The 12,295-nt window shown below is 59.4% G+C and carries 13 protein-coding genes; 12 read left to right on the top strand and 1 reads right to left on the bottom strand.

Features of this window, described 5'->3' with window-relative positions:
* Positions 1–5 precede the first annotated feature (5 nt).
* The 4 genes from kdsA to ispD all read left to right on the top strand — a co-directional run bounded on the left by kdsA (position 6) and on the right by ispD (position 3,458).
* Positions 6–851: a 3-deoxy-8-phosphooctulonate synthase gene (gene kdsA, locus CKW29_RS18420; protein ID WP_095146561.1), complete on the top strand. Its 846-nt coding sequence runs from the start codon at positions 6–8 to the stop codon at positions 849–851.
* Positions 852–1,008: 157 nt separating this feature from the next.
* Positions 1,009–2,298, top strand: a complete 1,290-nt coding sequence (gene eno, locus CKW29_RS18415) for a phosphopyruvate hydratase (RefSeq protein WP_095146549.1) — start codon at positions 1,009–1,011, stop codon at positions 2,296–2,298.
* Positions 2,299–2,469: 171 nt separating this feature from the next.
* On the top strand, positions 2,470–2,748 hold the full coding sequence (gene ftsB / locus CKW29_RS18410) for a cell division protein FtsB (protein ID WP_027619031.1): 279 nt from the start codon (positions 2,470–2,472) through the stop codon (positions 2,746–2,748).
* The gene (gene ispD, locus CKW29_RS18405; RefSeq protein ID WP_095148918.1) at positions 2,745–3,458 is read left to right on the top strand and encodes a 2-C-methyl-D-erythritol 4-phosphate cytidylyltransferase; all 714 of its coding nucleotides are present in this window, start codon (positions 2,745–2,747) and stop codon (positions 3,456–3,458) included. The genes ftsB and ispD overlap by 4 nt, the downstream gene beginning before the upstream one ends.
* A gap of 457 nt (positions 3,459–3,915) precedes the next feature.
* On the opposite strand, the gene CKW29_RS18400 is transcribed toward ispD, so the two are convergent.
* Positions 3,916–4,812, bottom strand: a complete 897-nt coding sequence (locus CKW29_RS18400; RefSeq protein WP_095146551.1) for a LysR substrate-binding domain-containing protein — start codon at positions 4,810–4,812, stop codon at positions 3,916–3,918.
* A 106-nt stretch (positions 4,813–4,918) separates the two neighbouring features.
* On the opposite strand from CKW29_RS18400, the gene CKW29_RS18395 reads away from it, so the two are divergent.
* The 8 genes from CKW29_RS18395 (at position 4,919) to rpoS (ending at position 12,127) form a co-directional block, all read left to right on the top strand.
* Entirely contained in the window at positions 4,919–6,031 is a 1,113-nt protein-coding gene (locus tag CKW29_RS18395) for an S-(hydroxymethyl)glutathione dehydrogenase/class III alcohol dehydrogenase (protein ID WP_095146552.1), read from the top strand.
* A gap of 87 nt (positions 6,032–6,118) precedes the next feature.
* On the top strand, positions 6,119–6,964 hold the full coding sequence (fghA, locus tag CKW29_RS18390; RefSeq protein ID WP_095146553.1) for an S-formylglutathione hydrolase: 846 nt from the start codon (positions 6,119–6,121) through the stop codon (positions 6,962–6,964).
* 41 nt (positions 6,965–7,005) lie between these two features.
* Complete coding sequence (gene ispF, locus CKW29_RS18385) at positions 7,006–7,479, top strand: 2-C-methyl-D-erythritol 2,4-cyclodiphosphate synthase (protein WP_095077460.1); 474 nt, start codon at positions 7,006–7,008, stop codon at positions 7,477–7,479.
* Positions 7,476–8,534: a tRNA pseudouridine(13) synthase TruD gene (gene truD / locus CKW29_RS18380; protein WP_095146554.1), complete on the top strand. Its 1,059-nt coding sequence runs from the start codon at positions 7,476–7,478 to the stop codon at positions 8,532–8,534. The genes ispF and truD overlap by 4 nt, the downstream gene beginning before the upstream one ends.
* Entirely contained in the window at positions 8,522–9,271 is a 750-nt protein-coding gene (gene surE, locus CKW29_RS18375) for a 5'/3'-nucleotidase SurE (protein ID WP_095146555.1), read from the top strand. Before truD ends, surE begins: the two co-directional genes overlap by 13 nt.
* Before the next feature lie 41 nt (positions 9,272–9,312).
* Complete coding sequence (locus tag CKW29_RS18370) at positions 9,313–9,948, top strand: protein-L-isoaspartate(D-aspartate) O-methyltransferase (protein WP_172736405.1); 636 nt, start codon at positions 9,313–9,315, stop codon at positions 9,946–9,948.
* Positions 9,949–10,159: 211 nt separating this feature from the next.
* A complete protein-coding gene (locus CKW29_RS18365) occupies positions 10,160–11,017 on the top strand; it encodes a peptidoglycan DD-metalloendopeptidase family protein (protein WP_095146562.1) in 858 nt (285 codons plus the stop codon).
* Between the two features lie 105 nt (positions 11,018–11,122).
* On the top strand, positions 11,123–12,127 hold the full coding sequence (gene rpoS, locus CKW29_RS18360) for an RNA polymerase sigma factor RpoS (RefSeq protein WP_095146556.1): 1,005 nt from the start codon (positions 11,123–11,125) through the stop codon (positions 12,125–12,127).
* The last annotated feature ends 168 nt before the right edge of the window (positions 12,128–12,295 follow it).

Here is a 12,295-nt window from a genome sequence, read left to right as displayed (position 1 = left end):
ACCTGATGGCTCAAAAGATCATCCGCGTCGGCAACATCGAAATCGCCAACGACAAACCGATGGTGCTGTTCGGTGGCATGAACGTGCTGGAAAGCCGTGAAATGGCGATGCAGGTCTGTGAAGAATACGTCAAGGTCACCGAAAAGCTCGGTATCCCTTACGTGTTCAAGGCCAGCTTCGACAAGGCCAACCGCTCGTCGGTCGCTTCCTATCGGGGCCCGGGCCTCGAGGAAGGCATGCGGATTTTCCAGGACATCAAGCAAGCCTTTGGCGTGCCGGTCATCACCGATGTCCATGAGCCTGAGCAGGCTGCAGTGGTTGCTGAAGTCTGCGACATCATCCAGTTGCCGGCCTTCCTGTCGCGCCAGACCGACCTGGTCGTCGCGATGGCCAAGACCGGCGCTGTGATCAACATCAAGAAGGCCCAATTCCTCGCCCCTCAGGAAATGCGACACATCCTGAGCAAGTGCGAAGAGGCGGGTAACGATCAGTTGATCCTCTGCGAGCGTGGTTCGAGCTTCGGCTACAACAACCTGGTGGTGGACATGCTCGGCTTCGGCATCATGAAGCAGTTCGAGTACCCGGTGTTCTTCGACGTGACCCACGCGCTGCAAATGCCCGGCGGTCGCTCCGATTCTGCCGGTGGTCGCCGCGCCCAGGTGACAGACCTCGCCAAGGCCGGCATGAGCCAGTCGCTGGCCGGCCTGTTCCTGGAGGCTCATCCGGATCCGGATAACGCCAAGTGTGACGGCCCTTGCGCCTTGCGCCTGGACAAGCTGGAGCCATTCCTGACCCAGCTCAAGGCTCTGGACGATCTGGTGAAGAGTTTTCCGACGGTAGAAACCGCGTAACCCTCGATTCTCCGGTAAAGTACCGCACGATTTAACGCTCGGACCTTCTGGTCCGGGCCTTATCGTCCGCAAGTCTGCCCGCTGCATATTACTTGCCGACGGTAAAAAGCTTTCCTACAGCTGCGTCGTTTTCGTCAACTTTGGAGTGTTTACAACAATGGCAAAAATCGTCGACATCAAAGGTCGTGAAGTTCTCGACTCCCGTGGCAATCCCACTGTCGAAGCGGACGTGCTTCTCGACAACGGCATCATCGGCAGCGCCTGCGCGCCGTCCGGTGCTTCCACTGGCTCGCGCGAAGCGCTGGAGCTGCGTGATGGCGACAAGAGCCGTTACCTGGGCAAAGGTGTATTGAAGGCCGTGGCCAACATCAATGGCCCGATCCGCACCGCGCTGCTGGGTAAAGACCCGATTGACCAGAAAGCCCTCGATCGCATCATGATCGAGCTGGACGGTACCGAGAACAAAGGCAGCCTGGGCGCCAACGCCATCCTCGCCGTGTCCCTGGCCGCCGCCAAGGCTGCCGCTCACGACCAGGACCTGCCGCTGTACGCTCACATCGCCAACCTGAACGGCACCCCGGGTGTCTACTCGATGCCGGTTCCGATGATGAACATCATCAACGGTGGCGAGCACGCCGATAACAACGTCGACATCCAGGAATTCATGGTTCAGCCAGTTGGCGCCAAGACTTTCTCGGAAGGTCTGCGCATGGGCACCGAGATTTTCCATCACCTCAAAGCTGTTCTGAAGGCCCGTGGCCTGAGCACTGCCGTGGGTGACGAAGGTGGTTTCGCGCCGAACCTGGCGTCCAACGAAGACGCACTGAAAGTGATCTCCGAAGCGGTGGCCAACGCTGGCTACAAACTCGGCACCGACGTGACCCTGGCACTGGACTGCGCGGCCAGCGAATTCTTCGAAGACGGCAAGTACAACCTGTCCGGTGAAGGCCAGGTGTTCACCGCTGAAGGTTTCGCTGACTACCTCAAAGGTCTGACCGAGCGTTACCCGATCATCTCCATTGAAGATGGCCTGGACGAGTCCGACTGGGCAGGCTGGAAAATCCTCACCGACAAGATCGGCGAAAAGACCCAGCTGGTGGGCGACGACCTGTTCGTGACCAACACCAAGATCCTGAAAGAAGGCATCGACAAAAAGATCGCCAACTCGATCCTGATCAAGTTCAACCAGATCGGCACCCTGACCGAGACCCTGGAAGCGATCCAGATGGCCAAGGCTGCTGGTTACACTGCGGTGATCTCGCACCGTTCCGGCGAAACCGAAGATTCGACCATTGCCGACCTGGCCGTGGGCACCTCGGCTGGCCAGATCAAGACCGGTTCGCTGTGCCGCTCCGACCGCGTTTCCAAGTACAACCAACTGCTGCGTATCGAAGAGCAATTGGGCGCCAAGGCCAAGTACAATGGCCGTAGCGAGTTCCGCGGCTAAGCCTGGACGCGTAAAAAGACACCGGATTGTGTCGAAAAAAAACGCTACAGCGGGTTTTTTGCCACTAATCTGATGCTTTAGAGTACGAGCCTGGTTCTTCCAGGCTTCGTGCTATCAGACGCTTCAAAGTCTTGGCATGGCTGTTTTTTTTCACTGGATACCTGATATTCGATGCGCAGTCCCTACTGGTTGTTTCTTGTCTTGCTCTTGCTCCTGGGTGGTTTGCAGTACCGCCTGTGGGTGGGAAACGGCAGCCTGGCGCAGGTGGCCGACCTGACTCAGCAAATTGCCGATCAGCAAGCTGAAAACCAGACCCTGCTGGAGCGCAATCGAGTGATGGATGCAGAAGTCATGGAGCTGAAAAAAGGCATGGAGACCGTTGAAGAACGGGCCCGCCATGAGTTGGGCATGGTCAAGGACGGTGAAACGCTTTACCAGTTGGCCCAATGATGCACACCTTGCCGGCCTTCTGGGCCGTGATTCCCGCCGCGGGCGTCGGTGCCCGTATGGCCGCGGACCGTCCCAAGCAGTATTTGCAACTGGGCGGACGCACTATTCTTGAACACAGCCTTGGCTGTTTCCTCGATCACCCGGCCTTGAAGGGGTTGGTGGTCAGTCTTGCTGTTGATGATCCTTATTGGCCGAACCTGGCCTGCGCTGCCGACCCTCGCATTCAGCGGGTGGAGGGCGGCGAAGAGCGCTCGGGGTCTGTGCTCAATGCCTTGCTGCACCTGCACGCGCAGGGCGCTGCCGATGAGGACTGGGTGTTGGTCCATGATGCTGCGCGACCGAACCTGACCCGCGACGATCTCGACAAGCTGCTGTCGGAGCTGGCGGATGACCCTGTCGGTGGGCTGCTGGCGGTGCCGGCCTGTGACACCCTCAAACGAGTGGACAAGCATGGCCGGGTGCTCGAAACCGTTGATCGCAGTGTGATCTGGCAGGCTTATACGCCGCAGATGTTCCGTTTGGGGGCTTTGCATCGGGCGCTGGCTGACAGCCTGGTGGCTGATGTGACCATTACCGATGAGGCGTCCGCCATGGAGTGGTCGGGGCAGGCGCCGCGCTTGATTGAGGGGCGGGCGGATAACCTCAAGGTGACGCGGCCTGAAGATCTTGAGTGGTTGCGTCAGCGGTGGGCTCATCGGGGTTCTTTGTAGGTAACCCATCTCTGTGGGGCGGGTTGGCCCGCGAAGGCGGCCTGGTAGCCGGCCATTCTCTTGCGGGTGCGGTGTACATATCCGTTGCTGCGGTCATGGCGACTTATGGTTTCGCCCGACGGCGACTCACTTTTTTTACAAGCGCCTAAAAAAAGTAAGCAAAAAAACGTTTCGCCCCGAGCGTCCGGCCCCTCGCCTAGGCTCGGGGTTCCTTCACTCCGGCATCCATCCGGGGGCATTGCCCTCCGGTCTGCTTCGCGACGACCTCCATGCAATGAGTTCGACTGCGTCGAACGGCGCTGCGCACCAATCCCCGGATGAATACCTGCGCTCAGCCTCCCGAGGGGGCGGGTGAATCAAGATCAAAAGCCAGAGCCAGAGCCAGAGCCAGAGCCAGAGCCAAAGCCAGAGCCAGAGCCAAAGCCAAAGCCAGAGCCAGAGCCTGCTTTAGTCAGCTTCAGCCACTGTACTCCGGTCGTTTGGCCAGCCCGTCCTTGAGGTAGTCCACCAGTTTGCGCACTTTCGGCGATAGATGGCGTTGCTGCGGGTACAGGGCCCATACGGCGGTGTTCGGCGGTTGATGGGTATCGAGCAGCGATACCAGTGCGCCGCTGTTCAGGTGTTCCAGCACGTAGTAGTCCGGCAGTTGGCACAAGCCAACACCCTGTAGTGCCGCATCCAGCACCGCTTGCCCGCTGTTGCAGCGCCAGTTGCCTTGTACTCGCTGGGAAAATTCTCGCCCGTCCTGTTCCAGCTGCCAGAGGTCCGAACTGCCGATCAGGCAGTTGTGGCGACTCAGTTCAGACAGGCTGTGGGGGCGGCCGTAGCGTTCGAGGTAGGACGGCGAGGCGCACAGGAACATGCGTCGTGGGGCCAGGCGGGTGGCGACCAGTCGTGAGTCTTGCAGGCGGCCCAGGCGAATCGCCAGGTCCAGGCCTTCGTGCACCAGGTCCAGGGGGCGGTTGCTCAGCTCGATATCGACGCGCAGTTGCGGGTAAAGCGCCATGAAGCTGGTCACCAGTGGCACGATGAAACGTTCGCCGTAGGCCACTGCGCAGGTCATGCGCAGCATGCCCTTGGGTTCGCTGGTCAAGTCGCCGACGGCACGCAAAGCCTCTTCACGACCGTCCTGCAAGCGTTGGCAGTGTTGCAGGAAGGTTTGTCCGGCTTCGGTGAGGGTCACTCGCCGCGTGCTGCGATAGAGCAGGCGGGTTTGCAGGCGCTCTTCCAGGCGTACGATTTGTCGACTGATATGGGAAGACGAAACCCCGAGGCGTTCGGCGGCTGCGGTGAACTGGCTGCATTCAGCGACGGCTACGAACTCGTCGATACCTTCCCAGCGGTTGTCGGACATTTAGATTATCCCTGTACGGCAATAATGTTTTGCTTTTGGCTGGATTATTAATCGTCCGGCAGTGTTTTACACTCGTTGCCTCGTTTTTATTCACTGGAGAGTCAGGATGATCAAGTCGCGCGCTGCCGTTGCCTTCGAGGCCAGGAAACCCCTCGAGATCGTTGAAGTCGATGTCGCCATGCCCAAGGCCGGTGAAGTCCTGTTACGTGTCGTCGCCTCCGGTGTGTGCCATACCGATGCCTACACCTTGTCCGGTGCGGACCCGGAAGGCATCTTCCCGTCGATCCTGGGTCACGAAGGCGGAGCCATTGTCGAAGCCATCGGCGAGGGTGTGACCTCGGTCGCGGTGGGTGATCACGTGATCCCGCTGTATACCCCGGAATGTGGCCAGTGCAAGTTCTGCAAGTCGGGCAAGACCAACCTCTGCCAGGCCATTCGTGCCACCCAGGGCAAGGGTTTGATGCCTGACGGCACTACGCGTTTCTCCTACAAAGGTCAGCCGATTTTTCACTACATGGGCACCTCGACCTTTTCCGAGTACACCGTGCTGCCGGAAATTTCCGTCGCGAAAATTCAAAAAGAGGCGCCGCTGGAAAAAGTCTGCCTGCTGGGCTGTGGTGTCACCACCGGGATTGGTGCGGTGATCAACACTGCCAAGGTCAAGCCGGGTGACACCGTGGCCATCTTCGGTCTGGGCGGTATCGGTCTGTCGGCGGTCATCGGTGCGGTCAAGGCCAAGGCGGCCCGTATCATCGCCATCGACATCAACCCGGCCAAATTTGAAATCGCCAGGCAGTTGGGGGCCACGGACTGTGTGAACCCGAAAGATTTCGACCGTCCGATCCAGGAGGTCATTGTCGACATGACCGATGGCGGCGTGGATTTTTCCTTCGAGTGCATCGGCAATGTTCAATTGATGCGCGCGGCGCTGGAATGCTGTCACAAAGGCTGGGGCGAGTCGGTGATCATCGGCGTGGCCGGTGCTGGCCAGGAAATCGCTACCCGTCCGTTCCAACTGGTGACCGGTCGCGTCTGGCGCGGTTCGGCGTTTGGTGGCGTACGCGGTCGTAGCGAATTGCCAAGCTATGTGGAAATGGCCCAGAGCGGCGAGATTCCTCTGGATACCTTCATCACCCACACCATGGGCCTGGAAGACATCAACAAGGCATTTGACCTGATGCATGAAGGCAAAAGCATCCGTTCGGTCATCCACTTCTAAGAGCAGCGACAAGCTGCAAGTCACAAGCGGCAAGTGGGCTCGCCCCTCTTGCAGCTTGACGCTTGCAGCTTGCAGCTGGGAGGTCCCATGAGTCTGGAAAATCTCTCATGCCAGAAGAGTTTTGGTGGCTGGCATAAGCGTTACAAACACCGCAGCGAAGTGCTCGGTTGCGACATGGTGTTTGCCGTGTACCTGCCGCCCCAGGCGGAGCAGGGCGGCAAGCTGCCAGTGCTGTACTGGCTGTCGGGCCTGACCTGCACCGACGAGAATTTCATGCACAAGGCCGGCGCCATGCGCATGGCGGCCGAGCTTGGGCTGATCATCGTGGCGCCGGACACCAGCCCGCGGGGCATGGATGTGCCGGGTGACCCGGACGGCGCCTGGGATTTCGGCCTGGGAGCCGGGTTCTACCTGAACGCTACACAGGAACCCTGGGCCAGGCACTATCGGATGCACGACTACGTCGTCGAGGAATTGCCGGCGTTGGTCGAAGCGAGTTTTCCTGCATCGGATAAGCGCGCCATCAGCGGGCACTCAATGGGCGGGCATGGTGCGCTGGTGTGTGCCCTGCGCAATCCGGGTCGCTATCAGTCGGTGTCGGCCTTCGCGCCCATCAACAATCCCATGGATTGCCCGTGGGGCCAGAAAGCGTTTTCACGCTACCTGGGCGAAGAGCGCTCGAAGTGGCGTGAGTGGGATGCGTGTGTGTTGATCAGCGAGGCCGGCGAAAAACTGCCATTGCTGGTAGACCAGGGTGACCGGGATGATTTCCTGGCCACCCAGCTCAAGCCCGAAGCCTTGCAGCAGGCCGCAAAACTGGCGGGTCATCCGCTGACCTTGCGCCTGCAACCTGGCTACGACCACAGCTATTTCTTCATCGCCAGCTTCATTGATGATCACTTGCGGCATCACGCCCACGCCCTTGGCGCCTAAAGCAGGTAGAATCACGCCCTGACTAAATCGGGGCGTTTTTTATGCGTATTGGCCACGGCTATGATGTGCACCGTTTCGCTGAAGGCGATTTCATCACTCTGGGCGGCGTGCGGATTGCTCACAGCTTCGGGCTGCTCGCCCACTCCGACGGCGACGTGCTGCTGCATGCGTTGAGCGATGCCTTGCTGGGCGCCGCCGCACTCGGCGACATCGGCAAGCATTTCCCGGATACCGACCCACAGTTCAAGGGCGCTGACAGCCGTGTGCTGTTGCGTCATGTCGTTGCACTGATCCATGCCAAGGGCTGGAAAGTGGCCAACGTCGATAACACCATTGTCGCTCAGGCGCCAAAAATGGCCCCGCATATCGAATCGATGCGCGCGCTGATTGCCGCGGATCTTCAAGTTGAATTGGATCAAGTGAACGTGAAAGCCACCACCACCGAAAAGCTCGGCTTTACCGGTCGCGAAGAAGGCATTGCCGTACACGCCGTTGCCTTGTTGTCGCGCGCATGAACGAATTGCAACTGCTCGGCCCGCGAGCCTACGGTGAACCCCTCGGCACGGCAGTATTGAAAGCGATCGCGGAAGATTTCCAGGTCGATGAAGTGCTCGACATTCCGTTGACCGGCGAAGGCGAACACCTGTGGATCTGGGTGGAAAAACGTGGCCTGAATACCGAGGAAGCGGCACGGCGAATTGCCAAGGCTGCTGGTGTGCCATTACGCACGGTCAGCTACGCCGGTCTGAAGGACCGCCAGGCGCTGACTCGCCAGTGGTTCAGTGTGCAATTGCCAGGCAAGGCTGATCCTGACTTGTCCGCGGCAGAAAACGACACGCTGAAAATCCTCAAGACCGCCCGGCACAAACGCAAGCTGCAGCGCGGTGCGCATTCGGCCAACGGTTTCACCTTGCGCCTGACCCAGTTTGCCGGCGACAAGGCGGCCATTGACGCGCGTCTGCAACTGATCGCCAAGCAAGGTATTCCCAACTACTTCGGTGCCCAGCGGTTCGGCCATAACGGCGGCAACGTGGTTGACGCGCGGGAGTGGGCGGCACGCAAGGCGCTGCCGGAGCAGCGCAATGTGCGCTCGCGGTTGCTGTCCACGGCGCGCAGCTTTCTGTTCAATAAAGTGCTGGCGGCGCGTGTGGCCGATGGCAGTTGGCAGCGTGCCCAGGTAGGCGATTTGCTGGCCTTCACCGACAGCCGGAGCTTTTTCCCGGCCGGTATCGAGGAATGCAACGACCCGCGCCTGGCCATACTCGACCTGCACCCGACCGGGCCGCAGTGGGGCGAGGGCGACTCACCTGCCGCCGGTGCGACCCATGAACTGGAACAGCGAATCGCATCCGGGGAAGCCGACTTGCGCGACTGGTTGGTGAATGCCGGAATGAGCCATGAACGTCGCATCCTGCGGCTGCCCATTGGCGGGTTGACGTGGCATTATCCCGTGCCTGACATTCTGCAACTGGAATTCGTCCTGCCGGCCGGATGCTTCGCCACCGTATTGGTGCGTGAACTCGTCGATCTGGTGCCGGTGGGGCAGACGGACAGCCCATGCGTATTCTGATTTCTAACGATGATGGGGTAACAGCACCCGGTCTTGCCGCGCTTTATGCTGCGCTGGCGGATTACAGCGAGTGCGTGGTTGTCGCCCCGGACCAGGACAAAAGTGGCGCCAGCAGTTCGCTGACGCTCGATCGTCCGCTGCATCCGCAAACCCTGGCCAATGGTTTCATCAGCATCAACGGTACACCGACCGATTGCGTGCACCTGGGCCTCAATGGCCTGCTGGCGCACGAGCCGGACATGGTGGTTTCCGGTATCAACCTTGGTGCCAACCTGGGCGATGACGTGCTGTATTCCGGCACGGTCGCGGCCGCCCTCGAAGGGCGATTCCTGGCCAGGCCTTCCTTTGCCTTTTCGCTGGTATCGCGCCAGGTTGAAAATCTGCCGACGGCGGCCTACTTTGCGCGCAAACTGGTAGAGGCCCACGCCGAACTCGATCTGCCGCCACGCACGGTGCTGAACGTGAATATTCCGAACTTGCCCCTGGATCATATTCGCGGCATTCAACTGACTCGCCTGGGCCACCGCGCCCGTGCGGCGGCGCCAACGAAGGTGGTCGATCCGCGTGGCAAGTCCGGCTACTGGATTGCGGCGGCCGGTGACGCTGAAGATGGCGGGCCTGGCACGGATTTCCACGCGGTGATGCAGGGATACGTTTCGATCACCCCGCTGCAACTCGACCGGACCTTCAATAGTGCCTTTGCAAGTCTCGATGGCTGGCTGGAGGGGCTGCGCTGATGGCTCGTGAGCAAGACGATATTCTGCGCCGCGGTATCGGGATGACCTCCCAGCGTACCCGTGAGCGATTGATTCAGCGGCTGTACGAGGAAGGCCTGAGCAACGCCCAGGTACTGGAAGTGATCCGCCGTACACCACGTCATCTGTTTGTCGATGAAGCGCTGGCGCACCGCGCCTATGAAGACACGGCGTTGCCGATCGGCCATAACCAGACCATTTCCCAGCCCTACATGGTGGCGCGCATGAGCGAGCTGCTACTGGAGGCCGGTCCTCTGGATAAAGTGTTGGAAATCGGTACGGGGTCCGGTTATCAGACGGCGGTGCTGTCGCAGTTGGTCGAGCGGGTGTTCTCGGTTGAGCGCATCAAGGTCCTGCAGGATCGGGCCAAGGAGCGTCTGGTCGAGTTGAACCTGCGCAACGTGGTGTTCCGCTGGGGCGATGGCTGGGAAGGCTGGCCGGCACTGGCGCCCTACAACGGCATCATTGTTACGGCAGTTGCCACCGACGTGCCTCAGGCACTGCTTGATCAGTTGGCGCCGGGAGGGCGTCTGGTGATTCCGGTAGGGTCGGGCGAGGTTCAGCAGTTGATGTTGATCATTCGCGAGGAACAGGGCTTTTCCAGGCGTGTTCTGGGCGCAGTACGCTTCGTCCCGTTGCTCAACGGGCCATTGGCCTGAGCATTTGTTCAAGGGCGCTGAATTCTCTTCGATTGCCCGGGTCTTATAGCGTCAACGATCGGTTAAACGCAGTTGAACAACAGCAAGCAAACGTGTGCGTGTCTTGATTTCGCCTTACCGACGGAAAAGTGCAAACGGCCAGTTATACTTGCGACATTTCATGCCTGAACAAGGCATATTCTATTTTCAGCCACCAGAAAGGGAGCGGCGGGTGAGTCTCACGGACATTGCACAGCGTATCGGTACCACAAGCTTTCAGTGCCTGGTGACTGGCCTTGTCTTGAGTTCATTGTTGGTCGGTTGTTCCAGCACGAAATCGAGTGATGTACGAGTCGTCGACGGCGGCAGTGCGGCGGCCAAGCGTCCCGCGGTTACTACCGGTCAGTATGTCGTGCGCAAGGGTGACACCCTGTTTTCCATTGCCTTTCGTTACGGTTGGGACTACAAGGCGCTGGCTGCACGCAACAACATTCCCGCGCCCTACACCATTCGCCCGGGCCAGACGATTCGCTTTGACGGGCGCTCCGGTTCAACGTCGAACCAGACTGTGACGTCGTCCACAACAACGACTTCGTCTTCCGGAAAGCTCACCGTCACTCGGAGCCCTGCTTCGGGTTCATCGGCCAATACAAAGAGCGTTGCACCGTCCGTCGCAAACAAGCCGGCCCCCGCGCCGCTACCGCCGGCCGGCCCCGCGCCCAAGGGCTGGGGATGGCCATCTAATGGCATTCTGATTGGAAAATTCTCTTCAAACGGTAGTTTGAATAAAGGAATTGATATCGCCGGAGATTTGGGACAGCCTGTTTTAGCTGCGTCTGATGGGACGGTGGTTTACGCCGGGAGTGGCTTGCGGGGCTACGGCGAACTGGTCATCATCAAACACAGCGATACCTACGTCAGTGCCTACGGTCATAACCGCAGGTTGTTGGTTCGGGAGGGGCAGCAGGTCAAGGTCGGACAGACAATTGCCGAAATGGGGTCAACGGGTACAGACCGGGTGAAACTGCATTTTGAGATTCGCCGACAAGGTAAGCCTGTAGATCCGCTGCAATTCCTGCCTGCGCGTTGATTTGTTACCAGCCTGTTCCATCACGTAGAGGGAACAGGCTCCAGCGTTGCCAAGGATAAAGGCGCCGCTTGAGCTTGAGGTCGAACTCACCAAAGGACTATAACAATGGCTCTCAGTAAAGAAGTGCCGGAGTTTGACATCGACGATGAGGTTCTCCTGATGGAGACCGACGTCGCATCGGATCAGACGTTGAACGAAGGCTCTGCCATGCCTTCGGCTCGCGCCAAATCCAAACACTCCGCCTCACTTAAACAACATAAGTACATTGACTACACGCGGGCGCTCGACGCGACGCAGCTGTACCTCAATGAAATCGGCTTTTCCCCCTTGTTGTCCCCGGAAGAAGAAGTGCATTTTGCGCGCCTGTCGCAACGTGGCGATCCGGCCGGGCGCAAGCGCATGATTGAAAGCAACCTGCGACTGGTGGTGAAAATCGCCCGGCGCTATGTCAATCGTGGGCTGTCGTTGCTCGACCTGATCGAAGAGGGCAACCTGGGGCTGATCCGGGCGGTGGAGAAGTTTGATCCAGAGCGCGGTTTCCGCTTTTCGACCTACGCGACCTGGTGGATCCGTCAGACCATCGAACGCGCCATCATGAATCAGACCCGCACCATCCGGTTGCCGATTCATGTGGTCAAGGAGCTCAACGTCTACCTTCGGGCGGCGCGAGAGCTCACTCAAAAGCTCGATCACGAACCCTCTCCCGAAGAAATCGCCAACCTGCTGGAAAAACCGGTGGGCGAGGTCAAGCGCATGCTCGGCTTGAATGAGCGGGTTTCTTCGGTCGACGTCTCGCTGGGTCCGGATTCGGATAAGACCTTGCTGGACACCCTTACCGATGACCGTCCCACCGATCCCTGTGAGCTGCTTCAGGACGATGACCTGTCGCAGAGCATCGATCAGTGGCTCTCGGAGTTGACCGACAAGCAGCGCGAGGTAGTGATTCGCCGCTTCGGCTTGCGCGGTCATGAAAGCAGTACGCTGGAAGACGTTGGCCTGGAAATCGGCCTGACCCGTGAAAGGGTCAGACAGATACAGGTCGAAGGTCTCAAGCGCCTGCGTGAGATCCTTGAGAAGAATGGATTGTCGAGCGAGTCGTTGTTCCAGTAGCTGGAGCCAGCCCGCGCGACCACAACAAGCCCCGTTAGCCTCGGGGCTAATGAGATGGTCAGCCTGACCGAGAAGCCCTGCAGGTTTACGCTTGCAGGGCTTTTCTCGTTTTCGGACGGAGGATCTCTCATGAATACGATGACGCTTCTCGGTATCGACATCGGCAAA

The sequence above is a fragment of the Pseudomonas sp. Irchel s3a18 genome, from assembly GCF_900187535.1.
Lineage (GTDB): Bacteria > Pseudomonadota > Gammaproteobacteria > Pseudomonadales > Pseudomonadaceae > Aquipseudomonas.
Note: the sequence above shows the minus strand (reverse complement) of the source record. Positions and strands in the feature narration are given on the sequence as shown.